This window comes from Oceaniglobus roseus, from assembly GCF_002869745.1.
In the GTDB taxonomy this organism is placed as follows: Bacteria; Pseudomonadota; Alphaproteobacteria; order Rhodobacterales; family Rhodobacteraceae; genus Oceaniglobus; species Oceaniglobus roseus.
The window spans coordinates 49641-71937 of the sequence record NZ_PNOS01000023.1 but is presented as its reverse complement, the minus strand read 5'-3'; the positions used below and the strand labels follow the sequence as shown (position 1 = coordinate 71937).

The following is a 22297-nucleotide window of genomic DNA, read 5'->3' as shown; positions in this document are numbered from 1 at the left end:
AGCCCGGCCAGCAGCGTCCGCAGGCCCAGAAGCCCGCGCCGCAGCCGCAGGGGCGTCCCGCGGCACAGGCCCCGGCCGGTGCGGCCGAGCGTCCGCGCTTCGGGATCAACTCGCTCATCAACCGCATGACCGGCCATCAGGACGCCGCTCCGGCCGAGCGCCCGGCGGCGGCCGCCCCCCAGGCCCGCCGCGAGGCGCCGCAGGTGAGCCGCCACGAGGAGCCCGAGCTTTCGCCCGAGCAGGAGCGGATCGAGATCCCCGCCTTCCTGCGCCGCCAGGCGAACTGATCCGGGTCACATGTTGCAACGGAAGGGCCGGCGAAAGCTGGCCCTTTTCCTTTGTTTGCAACGGGTTCCCCCGCGCCGGGTCGCCCATGGGCCGAATGTCGCCGCCTTCGCCGCGGCATGTTTCAGTCGGTTGCAAAGATTGAATTGTCTCAATCGCTTCGCCCCCCTACCTCTCGCTCAACCGCGCGGATCAACCGTGCTTCAGGCAAAAAGGGCGCAACCATGCAGACGACGTTGAAGGGGCCGGTCAGCTTCACGGGTCAGGGGCTGCATTCCGGCCGCCCGGCCAAGCTCACCCTGCGTCCGGCCGCGGCCGAGTACGGCATCTGGTTCTCGCGCACCGACGTGGCCCCGGGCACAGGCCTGATCGCCGCGCACTGGGACGCGGTGGAGCCGTCGCAACTGTGCACCCGCATCGTCAATGCCCACGGCGTCTCGGTCTCGACGATCGAGCATGTCATGGCCGCGGTCGCGGGCTGCGGCCTGCAGAACCTGCTGATCGAGGTCGACGGCCCCGAGGTTCCGATCCTCGACGGCTCGGCCGCGCCCTTCGTCGCGCGGATCCTCGCCCGCGGGCTGCGCCGCCTCGACGCGCCGATCCGCGCGCTTCAGGTACTGAAGCCGGTCGAGGTCCGCAAGGACGACGCCTTCGCGCGGCTCAGCCCGTCGGAGACGCTGGAGATCGATTTCCACATCGACTTCCCCGACGCCGCCATCGGCGTGCAGGACAAGCACCTGAACATGGCCAACGGCGCCTTCGTGCATGAGCTTTGCGACAGTCGCACCTTCTGCCGCCGCTCCGACGTCGAGGCGATGCGCGCGCAGGGCCTCGCGCTTGGCGGCACGCTGGAGAACGCGGTGGTTGTGGACGGCGCGCAGATCCTGTCTCCGGGCGGGTTGCGCCACGAGGACGAGGCGGTGCGCCACAAGATGCTGGACGCGCTCGGCGATCTCGCCCTTGCCGGGGCGCCGCTGCTGGCCCGCTACAGCGGCTTCCGCGCCGGCCACGCGATGACGAACGCCCTGCTGCGCAAGCTGTTCGACACGCCGGGCGCCTGCCGGATGGTCACCTGCGACACGCTGATGAGCGCGCGCCTGCCCGGCGCCGGGTTGCGGCGCGCGGACGCGCCGCGACACGCCTGAACACAGTCGCCGGAAAACCGTGCCAAAGGCGTTTTGCCCCGATTTTTTCTGTGCTAGACCGACGGCCGAGAGTGGCACCGCCCGGATGTTTTGCAGGGCGGCGGGGAAGGAGCGCAGAATGATCTGCCGCAGGGCGAAACTCGCGAATCTGGGACTGGTGACGCTGACGGCCATCACGCTTGCGGCCTGCGGCGGCGGCACGTCCAGCCGCAACCAGCCGCTGGAAAGCTTCTCGGCCGAGGACATCTACAAGAAGGGCGAGTTCGAGCTCGAGGACAGGAAGCCCGATGAGGCGGCAAAGCTGTTCGGCGAGGTCGAGCGGCTGTATCCCTATTCCGAATGGGCCAAGCGCGCGCTGATCATGCAGGCCTTCGCCTATCACCGCGACAAGGATTACGAGGCGGCCCGCTCCTCGGCCCAGCGGTTCATCGACTTCTATCCGGCGGACGAGGACGCGGCCTATGCCCAGTACCTCCTCGCGCTGTCCTACTACGACCAGATCGACGACGTGGGCCGCGACCAGGGCCTGACCTTCCAGGCGCTCCAGGCGATGCGCGACGTGATCGAGAAGTATCCCGACAGCGAATATGCCCGCAGCGCGATCCTGAAGTTCGACCTGGCCTTCGATCACCTCGCCGCCAAGGAGATGGAGATCGGCCGCTATTACCTGAAGCGCAAGAATTTCGCCGCCGCGATCAACCGCTTCCGCGTCGTGGTCGAGCAGTTCCAGACCACCACCCACACCCCCGAGGCGCTGCACCGCCTGGTCGAGGCCTACCTGTCGCTCGGCCTGAACGACGAGGCGCGGACTGCCGGCGCGATCCTCGGCCACAACTTCAAGGGCACGGAGTGGTACCAGGACAGCTATGCGCTGCTGACCGGGCGCGGCCTGACGCTGGAGCCGTCGGGGGACAGCTGGCTGCGGTCGATCTACCGCCAGGTCATTCGCGGCGAATGGCTGTGAGGGCGGCGGGTTAGACACCCAGCCGACGGGAAACGCCGATGCTGCGCGGCCTAGACATACGCGACATGCTGCTGATCGAGCGGCTGGAACTGGCCTTCCAGCCGGGTCTGAACGTGCTGACCGGCGAGACCGGGGCGGGCAAGTCGATCCTGCTGGATTCGCTCGGCTTCGTGCTGGGCTGGCGCGGCCGGGCCGAGCTGGTGCGCGAGGGCGCGACCCAGGGCGAGGTGACCGCCTGGTTCGACCTGCCCGCCGGGCATCCCGCCCGCGCGGTTCTGGACGAGGCGGGGCTTTCGGCGGAGGACGAGCTGATCCTGCGCCGCATCAACACCGCCGACGGGCGCAAGACCGCCTTCGTGAACGACCGGCGCACCTCGGGCGAGGTGCTGCGGCGGCTGTCGGACACCCTTGTCGAGCTTCACGGCCAGCATGACGACCGCGGCCTGCTGAACCCCCGCGGGCACCTGGCGCTGCTCGACCAGTTCGCCGGCGCCGAAGAGACGCTGGCCGAGGTGCGCGCCGCCTGGCGGGCCCGCTCGGCCGCCGCGCGCCGGCTGACGGAGGCCGAGGAGGTGCTGCGCAAGGTGCGCGAGGAGGAGGACTTCCTGCGCCACGCCATCGGCGAGCTCGACGCGCTCGACCCCCAGCCCGGCGAGGAGGCGGCACTGGACGAGGCGCGGCGGCGGATGCAGGCGGGGGAGCGGATCCGCGAGGGTCTGCACAACGCGATCCAGGCGCTCGGCGGCGACGGGGCCGAGGGCAAGGCGTCGGACGCCGCGCGCTGGCTCGAAGCGGCCGCACCCCAGGCCGAAGGCATGCTCGACGCCCCGCTCGAGGCGCTGAGCCGGGCCATGGACGCGCTGGCGGAGGCCGAGCAGGGGGTGGCGGCCTGTCTCGACGCGCTGGACAGCGACCCTTATGCGCTGGAGCAGACCGAGGAGCGGCTGTTCGCGATCCGCGGACTGGCCCGCAAGCATGGCCAGCTGCCCGACGACCTGGCCCATTTCGCCGACAGCCTGCGCGGCAAGATCAACGCGCTGGACGCGGGCGAGGCGGACCTTGCGCGGCTGAAGAAGGAGGTCGCCCAGGCCGAAGCCGCCTATGACGCGGCAGCCGGGCGGCTGACGGAGATCCGGCAGGAGGCGGCGGTACGGCTCGACGCGGCGATGCGGGCAGAGCTTGCGCCGCTGAAGATGGAGCGCGCCGTCTTCGCCACCGAGATCGCCGAGGCGCCGGCGGGGCCCGAGGGGCGGGACCAGGTATCCTTCACCGTCGCCACCAACCCCGGCGCGCCGCCGGGCCCCTTGGGCAAGATCGCGTCCGGGGGCGAGCTGTCGCGGTTCCTCTTGGCGCTGAAGGTGTGCCTGTCGCGGGGCGAGACGGGGCTGACCCTGATCTTCGACGAGATCGACCGCGGCGTCGGCGGCGCCACGGCGGACGCGGTGGGGCGCAGGCTCTCAGCGCTGGCGGAGGGGCAGCAGGTGCTGGTCGTGACCCATTCGCCCCAGGTGGCCGCCCTCGGGGCCCATCACTGGCGGGTGGGGAAGACGGTGTCGGGCAACGTGACGACTTCCAACGTCGTGCCGCTCGACCCGCCCGCCCGGGTGGACGAGATCGCGCGGATGCTCTCGGGCGACACGGTCACCGACGAGGCCCGCGGCGCGGCGGCGAAGCTCTTGGCGGGGTAGGGGACGCCGGGGCGGCGCGGCGTGGTCGTGCGGGCGACCGACATCGGGCCTCGCCGCAGCATCGAAGGCGGGGGGAGAATCTCCAGCGTTCCAATCCGCGCCACATCCGGGGGCGATGCCGGAAGCCGCTGAAGGATCTTCAGGCGGTCTGCGCACGCGGCAATCCTGCCACGTGGCCGGGACCGCGCGCGGCCCGGGTCACGCGCCCGAAGTCTCCGCGGACCGCCTGACCCCTGAGAATGCCGGCGCGCAGGCTCGGCTCAAACCGCCGCGACGGCCTTCGCCAGCAGATCGCGGACCTGGCCTGCCACGGCGTGCAACTCAACGTTATCGATCGCCTGCATGGAGGCGACCGGGTCGATGGCGCCGACCTCCACGCCGCCCTCGACCTCGCGCAGGATCACGTTGCAGGGCAGCATGGCACCCACCCGCGGCTCGATCCCGATGGCCTGCCAAGCCATCTTCGGATTGCAGGCGCCGAGGATGCGATAACCCGGCATCTCGACGTCGAGCTTCTTCTTCATCGTCGCCTCGACGTCGATCTCGGTCAGGACGCCAAACCCGTGGTCCGCCAGCGCCTTCCTCGTGCGAGCGTCGACATCCTCCAGCCTCGCGTCCGGGAACATCCGGTTGATCGTGTAGGCCATCGCGAAATCCTTTCCTTCCATTCCGAAGATGGTTGATCGGGGCTGCCACAGCCGAAATCACGCAGATCAGGATCAGCAGGTCATGAGCCAGCCTGATCCCGTACACCAACCCTTACCATGACCCCTCTCGTTCCGGTTCATAACTCATTTTTCCTGTCTGCCGTCGGTGGCGGCCTCCCTGCGCGGGTCTTCGCAAGACCATGTGGGCCCCGGAGGGCGCCGTTGACCCTCCAGACATGGGGCAGCATCGCGCCGTCAGGCGTCGGAGCGTCGGTTGGTCGCCGGACGCCTCGAAGCCGTGGAGGGGGCCGATGACGCTTGACGCCTTATGCCGGAGGCAGAAGCTCGCCGCGACCGCGACGAGCTTGCCGACCGGCCCCGCCACGGACGGTTCATACCCTGGCAACCTCGGGGCATCGAGCGTTGTTGCGGCGGAACCGGGCTAGTCATCGTCTCCGGCCGGTCTGTACGCGGACGTGCTGCGGCGGGCATGGCGCCAGGCGTCCGGCGCCTCCCAGCGGCTTGCAGCGTGACCGCTTGCGGCGAAGGCGATGTCCGCCTGGTGCTCGGCCTCGTCGAGGATTTGCGCCTGATCGACGCGACGGGGTGCGCGGTTCTCCATCAGGACCTCTCCGTCCACCACGACAGTGTCGACATCCGCGGCGCTCGCGAAATGCGTGATGCGATTGAGCGGCATCACCGGCGGCCAGAGATGAGGTTTGCGGCCATCGACGAGAATGATGTCGGCCTTCTTTCCGGCTTCGATGGAGCCGATGTCATCCGCAAGACCCAGGGCGCTTGCCGCGTCGATGGTGCAGAGTTCGAGCGCCTTGCCATCCGGCAAGACGGCCGGATCGCGGAAATGGCGGCGGTGGTAGTGCATCGCCTGCGCCATGTGCCGGAACATGTCGAAGCCACGGTCCGGCGCGCCGGCATCGGAGCCGAGGCAGACGGTCACGCCGGCCTCGACCAGCTCCGGCACCGGGCATCGCCCGATGATCGACATGATGGCGGACGGGTTGTGGATGACGGAGGCGCCGGTCTCCCGGAGCGCGGCAATATCCTCCTCCGTCAGATCGACGCTGTGGCCGAGAGCCGCGCGCGGTGACAGCAGGCCGAGGTCGCGCGCCAAGGCAATGCTGCCGCTGCGGTGACCGTCCTGTGTCAGCAGCACCCCGGTCGTGTCCTGCATCTGCCGGACCACGGAAGACATGCGCCGGATCTCCGCGCCGTCCGTGTCCAGATGCGCCCGGGTATAGACCGGCAGGATCAGGGCGACGCCGGTGCGGCGCCCCAGGACGTCGTCGTGCCGCGCGATCAGTTCGGCGCTGACCGCCATCTGCCGCTCGAAGCTGACGGCGGTCCTGTCCGGCCCGAAGACCTTGGGAAACGGCAACCGGCCCGGGCCGACCGCCATGATCGTGCGCAGTCCGGACTCGCGGGTCGCCCTGCAATGCGCGTCCCCGGCGTCCGGGGCATCCGTGCGCATCACGTCGCTGCCGCCACCCAGCAGTGAAACCGCGGTCGTCACGCCGCCCATGAGCCGCTCGAGTTGCGCCAGCCGCTGCTCGGCGTACCAGAAGTCCGGCGTGCCCACGCCTGCATAGATGTCTTCGCAGATGCGGAACCAGAGTTCCCCGTCGGCGTCCCCCGCTGCCCGGACAAGCCCGTGGCCGGCATGGGAATGTGCGTCGATCAGCCCGGGCAGGGCGATCATGCCCGGACGGTCGATGATGGTGCCCGCGCGCGGTGGCGCCCCGGTCCCGATGTCGGCGATCCGGTCGCCGACGATGGCGATCCAGCCGTCCTCGATCACCCGCCGCTCGGGATCGACGGTGAGGATCGTGGCACAGCGCAGCAGCAGGTCGCAGTCTTGCAGCGTCACGACAGCAGATCCCTCAGGTCCAGAGCCTCTGTCGGGGTCTCTTCCAGATCGAGCTGTTCCTCGAGATGGTCGATGTGGTGGTCCATCAGGTGCTGCGCCCGTTCGGCCTGTCCGGCCCTGAGCGCCTCGACGATCTCGGCATGTTCCTCGGGCCCGCAGTCGGCCTGGCTGCGGGTCTGGTACATGGCCATGATGAGCGAGGTGCGCGAGACGAGATCGCGCAGCACATCCCAGAGATAGGGCGATCCGGCCAGCTCTCCGAGCAGGAGGTGAAACCCGCCGGCCAGGCGCACGGTCGCCCGGGTGTCTCCGGCGGTTCGCGCGGCGCGCTCTTCCTCCACATGCGCGTCGAGGCGCGCGAAGGCCGTCTCGTCACCCGTCTCGCAAAGCCGCGCGACAAGTCGCGTCTCGATCGTGCGCCGCGCGAAGAAGATGTCGCGGGCCTCGTCTATGGAAGGCTGTGATACGAAGGCGCCGCGGTTCGGGATCGACGTCACCAGCCCGTCGTGTTCCAGCGCCGTCAGCGCCTGCCGCACGCGCGCCCGGCTGACGGAGAAGATCTCGGCGATGCTCTCCTCCTTGAGTCGGGTTCCCGGTTTCATCTTTCGCTCGGCGATGGCCGTCCAGATGCGGTTGTAGATCTCCAGATGAGGCGGCTCGGACGATGTTCTCGGTTCTGACAATCAAGCATCCTCATGTTAGAAAGGCGAATTTTCATTCTGCCCAATTTTAGGTCAACAATCGTGTCGCCACAAGCGTAAAAAATTGTAGACAATCTTTGGTTACTATGCATGCAATGTGGCATCGCAGGAAGATGCCGCAGTGGCACCGGCCCTGCGCAACCAACAGGAGTAAGATGATGCTGCGCAAACTCATGCTGACGGCAGCGGCGGCGGCCCTGGTGGGGCAGGCGGCGGAGGCCGAGACCCTGCGGTACGCGACCGCGCGGGATGTCTATGGCCTCGACCCTCACGCCGTGACCGACAGCTTCACCAACATTTTCACGCATCACATTTACGAACCGCTCGTCCGCTACGACGCGGAGCTCAAGATCGAGCCGGCGCTGGCGACCAGCTGGGAAGTGGTCGATCCGACGCGCGTGCGTTTCCACCTTCGCGAAGGGGTGAAGTTCCAGGAAGGCCAGGAGTTCGGCGCCGATGACGTCCAGGTGTCGCTGATGCGCGCGGTCGATCCGAAATCGCCGCTCCGGGGCAACCTGCCGGGCCTCAAGGCCGTCGAGATCGTCGACGATCTGACGGTCGACCTGATCCTGGAAGGTCCGACGCCGCTGCTGAACAACTACCTCACCAACATCTTCATCCTCGACAAGGGCTGGCTGGAAGAGCACGACGCCGTGGCTCCGATCGATGCCAGCCAGGGCGAGGAAGGCTACACCACCAACAACGCGAACGGCACCGGCCCGTTCAAGCTGGAAAGCCGCCGTCCGGATGCGCTGAACGTCCTCGTTGTCAACGAAGGCTGGTGGGACACGCCGCAGCACAACCTGACCCGTATCGAGCACACGCCGATCGGCTCCGACGCCACCCGCGTCGCGGCGCTGCTGTCGGGCGAGATCGACCTGATCGAACCGGCCCCGCTGCAGGACGCCGACCGGATCGAGGCCGCCGACGGCGTGCACATGCTACAGAATCCCGGCCTGCGCAGCATCATGATGGGCATCAACATGGGCGATGCCCTGGTGGACGGAAACGTCGAGGGCAACCCGCTCAAGGATCACCGTGTCCGCCAGGCCCTCTATCAGTCCGTCAACATGGACCTGATCCGCGACAAGATCATGCGCGGCAAGTCGCGGGTGACCGGATCCCTGATCGCGCCGGAGGTGAAAGGCTATACCGACGCGATGAACGAGCGGCTGTCCTACGATCCCGTGAAGGCCAGGGAACTTCTGGCGGAGGCGGGCTATCCCGAGGGCTTCGCCTTCAACCTCAACTGCCCGAACGACCGCTACGTCAACGACGAGGGCATCTGCCAGGCGATGGCGGCGATGATGGCGCAGGCCGGGTTCCAGCCGCGTCTCGTGACCGAGCCGCGCCAGATGCACTTCCAGAAGGTCGACAACAAGCAGGTCGACGTCTTCATGCTCGGCTGGGCCACCCTGCCGATGCTGGACGGCTTCTCGGTCCTCTCGGCGATGCTGGCCACGCCCGGTGGCGAGTACGGCACCTTCACCCCCACGGGGTATTCCAACCCGAAGGTGGATGAACTGACCCATGCAGTCGCCGTGGAAATCGACGAGGAGAAGCGCGTGTCGATGATGGTCGAGGCGCTGATGGCCGCCAAGGAGGACATCGCCTGGCTCCCGCTGCACCAGCAGCCGCTGTCCTGGGCCGCGCGCGACACCGTGGAGATCCCGCAGGCCGCCGACGACCTCGTCCGTCTCTGGTACGCCAAGGTCAACAACTGATCCTGACCGGGGGCCGGGTCAACCCGGCCTCCTTCCCGCAAACATCCAGGGCAAGGGAGGGTCCGCCATGCTCGGTTTCCTGATCCGCCGCATCATCCAGTCCGTCTTCGTGATGCTCGCCGTGGCGCTCATCGCCTTCATGATGTTCCGGTTCATGGGCGATCCGGTCAATTCGATGGTGGCCGAGAACGCTACCACGGAAGAGCGTGACGCCGTCCGCGCCAGGCTGGGTCTCGACCAGCCCCTGTGGATGCAGTACGGTCGCTTCGTCGGGCGTGCCGCGCAGGGGGATTTCGGCCTCTCCTGGCGCAATGCCCGTCCCGTCTCGACCCTGCTTGCCGAACGTTTCCCGGCCACCGCCGAACTGGTTCTCGTGGCGGCCGGGCTGTCGCTTCTGCTGGGCATCCCGCTCGGCATCCTCACGGCGCTACGGCCGAACAGTTTCTCCGCCCAGACGCTGCAGTTCCTGTCCCTGATCGGGATCTCGCTGCCGACATTCGTGACCGGCATCCTGCTGATCCTGGTCTTTTCCGTCTGGCTGGGCTGGCTGCCCTCCTTCGGTCGGGGCGAGGTCGTCGACATCGGCTGGTGGTCCACCGGTTTCCTGACGCTCTCGGGGCTGAAGGCGCTGGTGCTGCCCTCCGTCATGCTCTGCCTCTTCCAGCTGACGCTCATCATGCGCCTCGTGCGGGCCGAGATGATGGAAGTTCTGCGCACCGACTACATCAAGTTCGCCCGCGCCCGCGGCCTGCCGAGCCGGTCTATCAATTTCCGCCACGCCCTGCGCAACACGTTGATCCCGGTCATCACGATCTTCGGCCTGCAACTCGGCGGGCTGATCGCCTTTGCCATCATCACCGAGACGGTGTTCCAGTGGCCCGGCATGGGCGCGCTCTTCATCCAGGCGGTGAGCTTCGGCGACGTGCCCGTCATGGCCGCCTATCTGGTTCTGGTCAGCCTGATCTTCGTCGTCATCAACACAACCGTCGATCTGCTCTACGCGGTGCTCGATCCCCGGCTCCGGGTCGACTCCCCGCGCGGCGCGCATTGAGGAGGGCCGTAGCCATGACCGCACCCACCCTGTCCCGCGCCTTCGACAGCGACATCGCCTGGAGCTTCCGCCACTCCTGGACGGCGCGGATCTCCAGCCTGCTGCTGATCATCCTCTTCGCCGCCGCCCTGTTCGCGCCGATGCTCGCCAACCAGAACCCCTATGACATCTCGCAACTGAACCTGCTCGACAGCGAACTGCCCCCGGCCTGGGCGGAAGGCGGCGACCCGCGCTACCTGCTCGGCACAGACCAGCAGGCGCGCGACGTGTATTCCTCCATTCTCTACGGGCTGCGCCTGTCACTGCTCGTGGGCTTCGCCAGCGTCGCGCTCGCCGCGGCGGTCGGCATCTCGCTCGGCCTGCTCGGAGGCTTCGTCGGCGGTCTCGTGGATGGCGCGATCATGCGGGTCGCCGACATCCTGCTCAGCTTCCCGGCGATCCTCGTGGCCCTTCTGGTCAACGGCATCGCCCGAGGCATCCTGCCGCCCGACCGGCACGCGGAGGCCGCGATCTGGGTGCTGATCCTCGCCATCGGCCTGACCAACTGGGTGCAGTATGCCCGCACCGTCCGCGGATCCACCATGGTCGAGCGGCAGAAGGAATACGTGCAGGCCGCCCGCATCAACGGCGTGTCGGGCATGGGAATCATGATCAACCACATCCTGCCCAACGTGCTGGGGCCGGTCCTTGTCATCGCCACGATCAACCTCGGCATGGCGGTGCTGACCGAGGCGACGCTCTCGTTCCTCGGCGTCGGCATGCCCGCGACGCAGCCGTCGCTCGGCACGCTGATCCGGATCGGCAACGAATATCTCTTCTCCGGCATCTGGTGGGTGGTGATCTTCCCCTCCGTCGTGCTGGTCGTGCTCGTGCTTGCCGTCAACCTGATGGGCGACTGGCTGCGCGACGTCCTGAACCCGAAACTGAGGTAAGCGCCATGACACTTCTCTCCGTCGAGAACCTGACCGTCGCCTTTCCCGGTCGTCGCGGCACCGTCAACGCGATCGAGAATGTCTCGCTCTCCATCTCGCCCGGCGAGATCCTCGGCATGGTGGGCGAAAGCGGCGCGGGGAAATCCATGACCGGTGCCGCGATCATCGGCCTGATCGAACCGCCGGGACGCATTGCCGAGGGCCGGATCCTGCTGGACGGCCAGCGTATCGACACGCTGCGCCCCGAGGAGATGCGCCGCATCCGTGGCCGCCAGATCGGCGCCATCTTCCAGGACCCGCTGACCAGCCTGAACCCGGTGCTGACCGTGGGCGAGCAGCTGATCGAGACCATACAGACCCATCTGAAACTCTCCCACTCTGAGGCCCGGGAACGCGCCATCGACTGGCTGCGCCGCGTCGGCATCCCGGCCCCCGAGGCGCGCATCGACACCTATCCGCACCAGTATTCCGGCGGCATGCGCCAGCGGGTCGTCATCGCGCTTGCCCTCTGTGCCGAGCCGCGGCTGGTGATCGCGGACGAGCCGACAACGGCGCTCGACGTGAGCGTGCAGGCGCAGATCATCGCGCTGCTGCGCAGACTGGCACGCGAGACGGGTGTGGCGGTGATCCTCGTCACCCACGACATGGGCGTGATCGCCGAAACCGCCGACCGGGTCGCCGTCATGTATGCGGGGCGGATCGTCGAGATCGGGCAGGTCGCGGATGTCCTGAAGAACCCGCGCCATCCCTATACGTCCGGCCTCATGGCCTCGATCCCGCGCATCGGGCCGCGCCCCGAGGTGCTGCCGCAGATCGAGGGCGCGATGCCGCGCCCCGGCAACCGCCCGGAGGGGTGCGCCTTCGCCCCGCGCTGCCCGCACCCGGTGGAGCGCTGTACCCGGGTGCGGCCGGCCCTGGAAGGCACGGCCACCGCCTCCGTCGCCTGCCACCTGACCGAGGAGGTTCCGGCATGACCATCGCCGCCCCGCTTCTCTCCGTGACCGGGTTGAAGAAGACCTTCGACCTGTCCCGACCCTTCCTCAACCGCATGATCGAAGGCGGCGGACGCCGCTACGTCCATGCGGTGGACGGCATCGACTTCGCCATCGAGGCCGGAACGACGCTCAGCCTCGTCGGCGAATCCGGATGCGGCAAGTCCACCGTCGCGAAACTGCTGATGGGGCTGACCCGCCCCAGCTCCGGCAGCATCCGCTTCGACGGACACGAACTCGCGGGCCATGCCGCCGGCGAGCCGCCCGAGATCCGCCGCCGCATGCAGATGATCTTCCAGGATCCCTATGCCAGCCTGAATCCGCGCTGGCGGGTGGCACGGATCATCGGGGAACCGATGAAATCCTTCGGCACCCATCCAGACCCCGTGGCCCGGCGCAGGGAAGTGGACCGGCTGCTGGAATTCGTCGGACTTTCCGCCGGGGATGGCGAGAAGTTCCCGCATGAATTCTCCGGCGGTCAGCGCCAACGCATCTCCATCGCCCGCGCCATCTCGACCAAGCCCGAATTCCTCGTCTGCGACGAACCGACCTCGGCGCTGGACGTGTCCGTGCAGGCGCAGATCCTGAACCTCATGCGCGAGTTGCAGCGCGAGCTGGGCCTGACCTATCTCTTCATCAGCCACGACCTCGCCGTGGTGAACTACATCTCCGACGTGATCGGCGTGATGTATCTCGGGCGGCTGGTCGAACTCGCCCCGGCGGACGAGCTTTTCGCCAACCCGCAACATCCCTACACGCGGCTGCTGCTCGATACCGTGCCAGACATCTCGATGGCGCACCGCGATCTCGAACGCCCGGCCGGGGAGGTGCCGAATCCGGTCACGCCGCCGTCCGGATGCCACTTCAACCCGCGCTGCCCGCTGGCCAATGACCGCTGCCGCAGCGAAACACCCGGGTTCCTGACGCGAGGCGCCGCCCGGGTCCGCTGTCACGCCGTCGAAGAGGGCCGCCAGCACGCACCGTTTCTCAGAAAGGCCGGATGATGCAATTCGACTTCACGACCCTGCCGCCGCAGGACCGCTATCGTCTGCTGACCAATTTCGTCGGCCCGCGACCGATCGCGCTGGTGACCACGCGGTCCGAGGCCGGGCACAGCAACGCGGCCCCGATGAGCTTCTTCAACGTGTTCTCGCAGGATCCTCCGATCGTGATCCTGGGCATCCAGACCCGCGCTGACGGCAACGAGAAGGACACCATCGTCAACATCCGCCGGACGCAGGAGTTCTGCGTCAACATGGTCGACATGGAGATCGCCGAGGCCATGATCCTCTGCGGTGTGAACTTCGCCCGCGACGTGGACGAGCCCGCCTTCGCCGGGCTTGCTACGGAGGAATGCCGCCAGATCGGCGCGCGCCGGCTGACCCGTACGCCCTGCGCGATGGAATGCCGTGTCGAGAGGATCATCGACTTTCCCAGGCGCGCCATCGTGCTGGGCGAAGTGGTCGAGATGCACGTGCGCGACGACTGTCTCGATGCGCAGGGGCGTTACGTGAACCCGGAGGTCTACCAGCCCATCGCCCGGCTTCACGCCGACAACTACATCGTCGCCGACCGGCAGTTCGAGCTGAAGAAACCGAACGCCGCCGCCGCATGGGAGGCCGACCAGCTGACCCCGCCGAAGACGCAGGCCGGATGATGCGCATCCACGTCATCAACCCGAACGCGACCACGGCGATGACCGAGCAGATCGGCCGCGCCGCCCGGCGCGCGGCCTCCCCGGGCACCGAGATCGACCTTGCCACGGCCGAGGGCACGCCGGTGTCCATCGAAGGCTACGCGGACGAGGCGCTTTGCATCCCGCCGATGCTTGCCGCCATCCGGGCCGCCGAGGCACGCGGCGCACAGACCCACGTGCTGGCCTGTTTCGACGATCCCGGACTCGATGCCGCGCGGGAGGTCGCCGGCGGCCCGGTCCTCGGCATCTGTCAGGCGTCGATCCAGGTTGCCATGACGCTTGCCGCCCGGTTCAGCGTCGTCACCACCCTGCCGCGTTCCGTGCCGATCATCGAGGATCTCGCCGATGCCTACGGGGCAGGGCGCCGGTTGCGCCGCGTGCGCTCCATCGACCTGCCGGTCCTCGCGCTGGACGAGGAACCGGCGCGCGCCTTTCGTCTCCTCTGCTCCGAAGTCCGCATCGCTGCCACGCAGGACGGGGCGGAACTGGTGATCCTCGGCTGCGCGGGAATGGCCGAGCTCTGCGACAGGCTCGCCGCCGAAACCGGCGTGCCGGTGCTCGACGGGGTGACGGCGGCGGTCCGGCTCGCCGAGGCGCTGATCGGAATGGGCGCGCGCACATCGAAACTCGGAAGTTACAATTGGCCGCGCCAGAAACTGGGTGGCTTCACGCCGGAGGCCGCATGACTGACCTGCTGATCCGCAACCTGCGCCCGATGGGCGCCTCCGCCTGCGACATGCTGATCCGGGACGGACGCATCGTCCGGACCGGGACGGAGCTGTCCGCCGACGGTGCCGACATCGAAGACGCCGGCGGCGCCATCGCCATACCGGGTCTGGTCGAGGCGCATACCCATCTCGACAAGACCGTGATGGGCATGGGCTGGTACGAGAATACCGTCGGGGCCGATCTCCAGGCGATGATCGACAACGAGCGCGCCGAGAGGCGCCGTCTCGGCATTGACCCGGCCCGCCAGTCCATGCGCCACGCCCTGGCGCTGGTCGGCAACGGGACAACGCACATCCGCACCCATGTGGACATCGATACCGACCACGGTCTGGCCGGCCTGGAAGGCGTACTGGAAACCCGCGAGGCGCTGCGCGGGATCGTGGACATCGAGATCGTCGCCTTCCCGCAGTCCGGCCTGACGGTCCGGCCCGGCACCGCGGCGCTTCTGGATGAGGCCCTGGCGCAGGGGGCCGACCTTGTCGGCGGGCTCGACCCCTGCGGCATCGATCGCGATCCGAAGGGCCATCTCGACACGATATTCGGGCTGGCCGACAAGCACGGCAAGGGCATCGACATCCACCTGCACGAACCCGGCGCGCTCGGGGCCTTCTCGATGGAGTTGATCCTCGATCGGACCCGGGCCCTTGGAATGAAGGGCCGTGTCGCCATCAGCCACGCCTTCTGCCTCGGCATGCCGGATTGGCAGCGCACCGAGGCCCTGATCGCCGCCCTTGCCGAAGAGGACGTGGCGATCCTGACGACCGGCGCGCCATCGCGCGAGGTGCCCGCCGTCAAACGCATCCTCGCCGCCGGACTGCGCATGGGCGCCGGGTGCGACGGTGTTCTCGACACCTGGAACCCGTGGAACCGTCCCGACATGCTCGACCGCGCCCGGATCGTGGCGCAGCGCAACAACCTGCGCTCCGACGCGGACGTGATCGCCGCCCTGCATGTCTGCACTGCCGGGGGTGCCGCGGTCATGGGCGTCACGGACTATGGCCTCGGGCCGGGATCCGTGGCGGACCTTGCCCTGCTCCCCGGAACCACGCTGGCCGAGGCGGTCGCGACCGGCGGTCCCGTCGCGCTCACCGTCAAGGCGGGCCGTGTGACGGGGCGCAACGGTCGGCCGTTGAGGGAGGCGGCATGAACGCTCTCTCCGACCTCCGCCTCGGTGCGCGTCCTTCCGGCCGCACCGCCCTGGCCGCACGCTGGATCGTGGCGCATCAGGACGGTGGCCATCGCCTGCTCGAGAATGGCGAAGTGGTCATCGAGAAGGACCGTGTCATCTTCACGGGCCCGCGCTTTCCCGGCGAAGTGGCGAGGCGGATCGATCTCGGCGAGGTGCTGATCTCTCCCGGTTTCATCGACCTCGACGCGCTCTCCGATCTCGACACCACCACGCTTGGCGTCGATTGCGGCCCGGCCTGGGCCAAGGGGCGGGTCTGGCCGCAAGGCTACGTCGAACGCGGCCCCTACGAGATGTACACGCCCGAGGAACTGGCCTTCCAGAAGCGCTTCGCCTTCGCGCAGCTGCTGATGAACGGCATCACCTCGGCCCTGCCGATCGCCTCGCTCTTCTACCGCGAGTGGGGCGAGACGGTTGCCGAATTCGAAGCCGCCGCCGCGGCCGCCGGAGAGCTCGGCCTGCGCGTCTGGCTCGGCCCGGCCTATCGCTCGGGCGGCATGGTCTGCACCGCCCCCGGGGTGCTGGAACCCCGCTTCGACGAGGCCCGCGGCCTGCGGGGGCTGGAGGATGCGGTCGGCTTCATCCGCCGCACCTCCGGCAGCTTCGAGGGCCTGGTTCAGGGGATGCTCGCGCCAGACCGCGTCGAGACGTCGACCCAGACGCTGCTGTCCCGCACGATGGCCGCCGCCGCCGACCTGGATGTTCCCGTGCGCCTTCACATGGCCCAGGGCCAGATGGAGCTCGACACCCTGCGCGCCCTGCACGGCACGACCGCGCCGCGATGGATGGCCGGGTTCGGCGCCCTGAACGACCGCCTCATCGCGCCCCATGCGGTTCTCGCCGACGAGACCGACCTGGCGCTCTACGCCGATCACGGGGTCACGGTCGCCCATTGCCCGCTTGTCTTCGCGCGCAGCGGCGCGATGCTGCGGTCCTTCGCGCGGTTGCGGGCCATGGGCATCCGCATCGGCATGGGCACCGACACCGCCCCGCCGGACATGGTCCTCAACATGGCCGTCGGGGTAATGATGGCGCGCATGGCCGGGGACCGCATCGACGAGGCCGCGCCGCAGCTTATGTTCGACGCCGCCACGACCGGTGGGGCCGATGCCCTGCGCAGATCCGATCTCGGCCGCCTGGAACCGGGCGCGAAGGCCGACATCGCCGTGTTCGACATGTCCGACATCCTGATGGCCCCGCGCGTCGATCCGATCCGGACGCTGGTACTCGGAGCGACCGGGCGCGTCACCAGGGCCGTCTTCGTCGATGGCCGCCTGTCGATGCGCGATGGCCAGGTGGCGGGAATGGACATGGCCGAGGCCCGGGTCCGCGTGCAGCGCCAGTTCGACGGGTTGGTGGACAAGTATCCGGACCGGACCTGGGGGCATCCTCCGGTGGCGGAGATTTTCCCGGGATCGTACCCGGCGTTCTCCCCGCCATCGCGGTCATGAACGGCGAACCGGCTTCGTCCGATCGCCGACACCGCGTCGACGCCCGGGGCGGTGCAGTCGCTCCGCTCGGCTGAACCTCGACCTCACCGGCTGGATCCGTAATCCCGGGGGAGCGGAGGCAGGAAAGAGAAGATTTCGGCCATGCTTCCAAGATGGCGGTCCGGACTCCTCCTTCGCTTGTGCTATGCTCCGTTCCGGACAGTCTGCGGGATCGGTGTACTGCATTGGCCCTTGAATCCGTCTTGACGCAGGTCGGAGCGAATTGGCACTGGGCCATCGGCCTGGCCGGTTCTGTCGCGGGCCTGACCCTGCTTCCGGGACTTCTCTCCAAGTACCTCAAGGAGGACGTGGCGCTCTGGCTCATGGGCGCCCAGACCGAAGAGAACTGGACCCGGGGCTTCATATCCCTGTTCGATACCGTGTTCGGCCGACGGCACCTCTCGCTGCGGTGCTTCTTCATGTCTGCGGCCGTGTCCATGAGCAGTGTCCTGCTTCTCTGGCTGCTGATCGACAACGGTGCCTCGGGGGGGCATCGCCTCGTTCCCTACGACAGGAACGGCGGACTGGACCTCTCCTCGGTGCTGTTGCTGGGGCTCTCGATCAACGTCGCCGCCGATTACCTCTCTCTTCTCGAGACCCGCTTCCTGCTCGGCCACATGCCCCGAAACGCGTTGGCGCAGGCAGGCGTCCTGGTTCTGGATATCGCGCTTTCCGCGGCGATCGTCTGGCTCGCCATCTACGTCTTCATCCAGAGTCCCCTGCGCCATGGAGAGGGCGGCTCGTTCGGCGAGATCATCGGCGTCTTTTCGATCTATTCCGTATTCTTCTACTCCACGTTCCTCACCTCGGTCTGGAGCTGGGCCTACATCGTCTCGACCTGGCTGATGCGCCTGCTGTCGCGCTTGCGGCTTTCCCGGTGGCTTGACGTGGAAAGCCAGCCAATGACCATCCTGATGCTGCTACTTGCCGGGTGCGTCGCCTCGGTCACCTTCCTCGGAAGCCTCGCCGCGGCGGCGGCGCTGTCGCGGGACGGGTCGGGGGTCACGCTGGCCGACCGCGCGCTCTGCAGCCTGTTCGAGGGGCGTGTCTGCCTGGATGTCGCCGCGCTGACCCGGGTCGAGAAGCTGCAGATCGAGATGATGGCACGCGCCTGCCGGGAGGAGGCCGTGGAGGTCTGCGTGACCCGCGCCGAGATGGTCTGGAGGCACGATGCCACGCTGTCCGCCAATCTGTCGAAGGTCGCCTGCGATGCGGGAAACGCGAAGGCCTGCGCGGCGCTCGGATACTTCCACTCCGAGGGACTGGGCGTGATCACGGACCCCGTCCGCGCGGTCGAATACTACAGGAAGGGATGCGACGGCGGCAACGCCACGGGTTGCGCAAATCTCGCGGCGCTCGTGGCGGAGGGCCGGGGCAGCACCAGAGACCCTGTCGAGGCGGCCCGTCTCTACAGGCTGGGATGCGAGCGCGGGGAGGCCGAGGCGTGCAACGGACTGGCCATCCTCATGCAGAATGGCAAAGGGATGCCGAAGGATGCTGCGGGCGCGGTGCGTCTCTACAGGCAGGCGTGCGCCGGGAAGGCCTATGACGCCTGCACGAACCTCGGGAGCCTTCTGGAGCATGGCGAGGGCGTTCCCCGGGATCCCGGGGAGGCTGCCGGCTGGTACCGGCGCGCCTGCGATGGAGGCGATGCCACGGGGTGCAATGGCCTGGGGTTCCTGTTCGACACCGGGACCGGCGTGGCCGAGGATCCCGGCATGGCCGCGCAACTCTACCGGAAGGCCTGCGACGGCGGGGAAATGTCCGGCTGCACCAACCTCGGCATCCTGCTCGACAATGGCAGGGGCGTCGCGCGCGATCAGGCCGAGGCGCTGCTGCATTACCGGCAGGGCTGCGAGGGGAACGTGCCGACGGCCTGCACGAACCTCGGGTATTTCCTTCAGAACGGGACGGCCGGTGCGGCCGACCCTTCCGAAGCAGCCCGGCTCTACCGTCGCGCCTGCGACGCGGACGAGCCGGTCGCCTGCAGCAACCTCGGCCTCCAGTACCGCAACGGGGACGGGGTCGGGGCCGACCCGGCGCAGGCGGCACGTCTGTTCCGCAGGAGTTGTGACGCGGGTGGCGCAGTGGGCTGCTTCCAGCTTGCGAAGTCATATGCGGACGGCACCGGTGTTCCGCAGGATCCGGGGAACGCCGCACGGATCTACCGGCTGGCCTGCGACATGGGAGATGCCGGCTCCTGCACGAACCTCGGCCTGATGGCGGAGCAAGGCACCGGAATCGCACCGGACCCCGACGAAGCACTGCTGCTTTACGGGATGGGATGCGACGGCGGCGACGGGACAGGCTGCGGGAACCTCGGGTTCCTCATCGCCAACGGCATCGGGGCCCCGGCCGATCCTGTCCGGGCCGCCCTGCAGTTCCGAAGGGGATGCGACCTCGGCAACCTGCGATCCTGCAACGAACTGGCGATACTGCACGAAACGGGCCGCGGCGTCGCTGCGGACCCGAAGATGGCGGCCGACCTCTACCGGCGCGCGTGCGATGGCGGGCACCTGGAGGGATGCAACAACCTCGGGCGCGCCTACCTCAGGGGGGGCGGCGTCGAGCGGGACGCCAGGAAAGCCGCGCAACTGCTTCGCCGGGCCTGCGAGGGAGGGTCCGCCCAGGGATGCGGTGACCTCGGCTTTCTCCATCACACCGGCAACGGGGTGACGGAGGACCTGGTCGAGGCTGCACGGCTTTACCGCGACTCCTGCGGGCATGGTTTCGCGCTGTCCTGCAACAACCTCGGCACGCTGTACTTCGCCGGGGAGGGGGTCGGGCAGGACATCGACGAGGCCCAGCGGCTGTTCCAGGCGGCCTGCGATCGGGACATCGCACAGGCCTGCGCGGCGCTCGCCTTCATGCGCCTGTCGGGACTGGGCCACGGCCTGGACGCCATCGAGGTCATCCCGACGCTCCGGCGCACCTGCGACGCCGGTGCGCCCAACGGCTGCTTCGTGCTCGCGGGACTGTATGAACGGGGCGACGGCGTGGAGCGGGATCAGTCCGAAGCCGACCGGCTCTACCGATTGAGCTGCGATGGGGGGTTCGAAGCGGCCTGCAGGTGACGGCGAACGAGGGAGGCCTTCGGAGTGCCGATGATCCGTTCGCCGCTGAACTTGCGGTGCTTCAGTGTCCGTCACCCCTGTCGAGGAATAGAGTGACCTCGGTGTGGGGAGGTTTCAGGGGAGCAGGTCAGGTCCAGCTTGGCTGTCACCCATCCATCTTCAACGCGTTGATGAACGCCTGCTGCGGGATCTCGACCTTCCCGAACTGGCGCATCTTCTTCTTGCCCGCCTTCTGCTTGTCCAGGAGCTTGCGCTTCCGCGTCGCGTCCCCGCCGTAGCATTTCGCCGTCACGTCCTTCCTCATCGCCGAGAGCGTCTCGCGGGCGATGACGCGGCCGCCGATGGCGGCCTGGATCGGGATCTTGAACATGTGGCGGGGGATCAGCTCCTTCAGCTTCTCGCACATGGCGCGGCCGCGGCCCTCGGCGCGGTCGGCGTGGACCATCATCGACAGGGCGTCCACCGGCTCGTCGTTGACCAGCACCGACATCTTCACCAGCCGGTCCTCGCGGTAGCCGATCATCTGGTAGTCGAAGGAGGCATAGCCCTTCGTCACCGATTTCAGGCGGTCGTAGAAGTCGAACACCACCTCGTTCAGCGGCAGGTCGTAGACGGCCATGGCGCGGCTGCCCGCATAGGTGAGGTCCAGCTGGATGCCGCGCCGGTCCTGGCAGAGCTTCAGCACGTCGCCGAGGTATTCGTCGGGGACGAGGATCGTCGCCTTGATCCGCGGCTCCTCGATGTGATCCACGTAGGTCAGATCGGGCATGTCGGCGGGGTTGTGCAGCTCGCGCATCTCGCCGTCGCGCATGTGGATGTGGTAGACGACCGAGGGCGCGGTGGTGATCAGGTCGATGTTGTACTCGCGCTCGATCCGGTCGCGGATCACCTCGAGGTGCAACAGGCCGAGGAAGCCGCAGCGGAAGCCGAAGCCGAGCGCGGCGGAGGTCTCCATCTCGAAGGTGAAGGAGGCGTCGTTCAGCGCCAGCTTCTCGATCGCGTCGCGCATGTCCTCGAAGTCGTTCGCGTCGACCGGGAAGAGACCGCAGAAGACGACGGGGATCGACGGCTTGAAGCCGGGGAGGGCGGTGTCGGTGCCCTTCTTCTCGGTCGTGATGGTGTCGCCGACGCGGGTGTCGCGGACCTGCTTGATCTGGGCGGTGAGGAAGCCGATCTCGCCCGGGCCCAGCTCCTCCACGTCCGTCATCGCGGGGCGGTAGACGCCGACCTTGTCGACCTCGTAGAGGCCGCCGGTCTTCATCATCCTGATCCTCTGGCCCTTCTTCAGGACGCCGTCGATGATCCGGACGATGACGACGACGCCGAGATAGGGATCGTACTTGCTGTCCACCAGCATCGCCTTCAGGGGCTTGTCGGGATCGCCCTCCTTGGGCTGGGGCAGGCGCTTGACGATCGCCTCCAGCACGTCGGGGATGCCGAGGCCGGTCTTGGCCGAGATCTCGATCGCCTCCGAGGCGTCGATGCCGATCACGTCCTCGATCTGCTCCTTCACGCGCTCGGGTTCGGCCGCGGGCAGGTCGATCTTGTTCAGGACGGGCACGATCTCGTGGTCCGCGTCGATGGCGGTGTAGACGTTGGCCAGCGTCTGCGCCTCGACCCCCTGTGTCGCGTCGACCACCAGGAGGGAGCCCTCGACGGCGCGCATGGAGCGGCTGACCTCGTAGGCGAAGTCGACGTGGCCGGGCGTGTCGATCAGGTTCAGCACGTAGGTGTTGCCGTCCTTCGCGGGATACTCGATGCGGACGGTGTTGGCCTTGATGGTGATGCCGCGCTCGCGCTCGATGTCCATGGAGTCGAGCAGCTGCTCCTTCATGTCGCGCTCGGCCACGGTGCCGGTCAGCTGGATCAGCCGGTCGGCGAGGGTGGATTTGCCGTGGTCGATGTGGGCGACGATCGAGAAGTTGCGGATCAGGGAAAGCTTGGTCATCGGGCAAGGGTCCGGTGCTGGTTCAGCCTCCGTGAATGGCGGGAAGAGGGGCGTTTTGCAAGGGGAATAGGGGGGCGTTCACCCGTGGAGACGACGGCCGGACCCTCCGTCGTCGTCGTCCCGGCGCAGGATGGGTGATATCACCAATCCCACCTCGGTC

Annotated in this window: 17 protein-coding genes and 1 pseudogene; 14 read left to right on the top strand and 4 right to left on the bottom strand. The window is 68.0% G+C overall.

The features are described 5' to 3' along the window. From A7B20_RS12635 to recN, 4 genes and pseudogenes are all read left to right on the top strand, one after another. A pseudogene (locus tag A7B20_RS12635) lies at window positions 1–287 on the top strand (cell division protein FtsZ); the annotation flags it as partial. Between the two features lie 222 nt (window positions 288–509). Continuing rightward, the gene (gene lpxC / locus A7B20_RS12630; RefSeq protein ID WP_102108943.1) at window positions 510–1430 is read left to right on the top strand and encodes a UDP-3-O-acyl-N-acetylglucosamine deacetylase; all 921 of its coding nucleotides are present in this window, start codon (window positions 510–512) and stop codon (window positions 1428–1430) included. Between the two features lie 118 nt (window positions 1431–1548). After that, window positions 1549–2394: an outer membrane protein assembly factor BamD gene (locus tag A7B20_RS12625; protein ID WP_102108942.1), complete on the top strand. Its 846-nt coding sequence runs from the start codon at window positions 1549–1551 to the stop codon at window positions 2392–2394. A gap of 38 nt (window positions 2395–2432) precedes the next feature. Further along, a complete protein-coding gene (gene recN, locus A7B20_RS12620; protein WP_102108941.1) occupies window positions 2433–4082 on the top strand; it encodes a DNA repair protein RecN in 1650 nt (549 codons plus the stop codon). Between the two features lie 260 nt (window positions 4083–4342). Here the strand turns inward: recN and A7B20_RS12615 are convergent, their stop codons facing one another. The 3 genes from A7B20_RS12615 to A7B20_RS12605 form a co-directional block, all read right to left on the bottom strand. Further along, complete coding sequence (locus tag A7B20_RS12615; protein ID WP_102108940.1) at window positions 4343–4729, bottom strand: DUF302 domain-containing protein; 387 nt, start codon at window positions 4727–4729, stop codon at window positions 4343–4345. Between the two features lie 442 nt (window positions 4730–5171). Continuing rightward, window positions 5172–6614: an amidohydrolase family protein gene (locus A7B20_RS12610; RefSeq protein WP_245866874.1), complete on the bottom strand. Its 1443-nt coding sequence runs from the start codon at window positions 6612–6614 to the stop codon at window positions 5172–5174. Then, window positions 6611–7297 (bottom strand): GntR family transcriptional regulator, encoded by a 687-nt coding sequence (locus A7B20_RS12605; RefSeq protein ID WP_102108939.1) that lies wholly within the window; start codon window positions 7295–7297, stop codon window positions 6611–6613. The genes A7B20_RS12610 and A7B20_RS12605 overlap by 4 nt, the downstream gene beginning before the upstream one ends. 176 nt (window positions 7298–7473) lie before the next feature. Between A7B20_RS12605 and A7B20_RS12600 the strand changes: the two genes are divergently transcribed. The 10 genes from A7B20_RS12600 to A7B20_RS12555 all read left to right on the top strand — a co-directional run bounded on the left by A7B20_RS12600 (window position 7474) and on the right by A7B20_RS12555 (window position 20189). After that, window positions 7474–9039, top strand: coding sequence for an ABC transporter substrate-binding protein (locus A7B20_RS12600; RefSeq protein ID WP_102108946.1), 1566 nt, complete (start codon window positions 7474–7476; stop codon window positions 9037–9039). 67 nt (window positions 9040–9106) lie between these two features. Continuing rightward, window positions 9107–10090 carry an ABC transporter permease gene (locus tag A7B20_RS12595; protein WP_102108938.1) on the top strand — a complete coding sequence of 328 codons (984 nt, stop codon included), beginning with the start codon at window positions 9107–9109 and terminating at the stop codon, window positions 10088–10090. A gap of 14 nt (window positions 10091–10104) precedes the next feature. Next, window positions 10105–11022: an ABC transporter permease gene (locus A7B20_RS12590; protein WP_102108937.1), complete on the top strand. Its 918-nt coding sequence runs from the start codon at window positions 10105–10107 to the stop codon at window positions 11020–11022. 5 nt (window positions 11023–11027) lie between these two features. Then, on the top strand, window positions 11028–11996 hold the full coding sequence (locus A7B20_RS12585; RefSeq protein WP_102108936.1) for an ABC transporter ATP-binding protein: 969 nt from the start codon (window positions 11028–11030) through the stop codon (window positions 11994–11996). Beyond that, window positions 11993–13018, top strand: a complete 1026-nt coding sequence (locus A7B20_RS12580; protein WP_102108935.1) for an ABC transporter ATP-binding protein — start codon at window positions 11993–11995, stop codon at window positions 13016–13018. The genes A7B20_RS12585 and A7B20_RS12580 overlap by 4 nt, the downstream gene beginning before the upstream one ends. Then, entirely contained in the window at window positions 13018–13671 is a 654-nt protein-coding gene (locus tag A7B20_RS12575) for a flavin reductase family protein (RefSeq protein ID WP_102108945.1), read from the top strand. The genes A7B20_RS12580 and A7B20_RS12575 overlap by 1 nt, the downstream gene beginning before the upstream one ends. Further along, window positions 13671–14396 (top strand): aspartate/glutamate racemase family protein, encoded by a 726-nt coding sequence (locus A7B20_RS12570; protein ID WP_102108944.1) that lies wholly within the window; start codon window positions 13671–13673, stop codon window positions 14394–14396. The genes A7B20_RS12575 and A7B20_RS12570 overlap by 1 nt, the downstream gene beginning before the upstream one ends. After that, complete coding sequence (locus tag A7B20_RS12565; RefSeq protein WP_102108934.1) at window positions 14393–15586, top strand: amidohydrolase family protein; 1194 nt, start codon at window positions 14393–14395, stop codon at window positions 15584–15586. The genes A7B20_RS12570 and A7B20_RS12565 overlap by 4 nt, the downstream gene beginning before the upstream one ends. After that, window positions 15583–17076, top strand: a complete 1494-nt coding sequence (locus A7B20_RS12560) for an amidohydrolase family protein (protein WP_102108933.1) — start codon at window positions 15583–15585, stop codon at window positions 17074–17076. The genes A7B20_RS12565 and A7B20_RS12560 overlap by 4 nt, the downstream gene beginning before the upstream one ends. A 242-nt stretch (window positions 17077–17318) precedes the next feature. Next, the gene (locus tag A7B20_RS12555; RefSeq protein ID WP_172961011.1) at window positions 17319–20189 is read left to right on the top strand and encodes an SEL1-like repeat protein; all 2871 of its coding nucleotides are present in this window, start codon (window positions 17319–17321) and stop codon (window positions 20187–20189) included. Window positions 20190–20334: 145 nt separating this feature from the next. Here the strand turns inward: A7B20_RS12555 and lepA are convergent, their stop codons facing one another. Continuing rightward, window positions 20335–22137 (bottom strand): translation elongation factor 4, encoded by a 1803-nt coding sequence (lepA, locus tag A7B20_RS12550; protein ID WP_102108931.1) that lies wholly within the window; start codon window positions 22135–22137, stop codon window positions 20335–20337. Window positions 22138–22297: the final 160 nt, after the last annotated feature.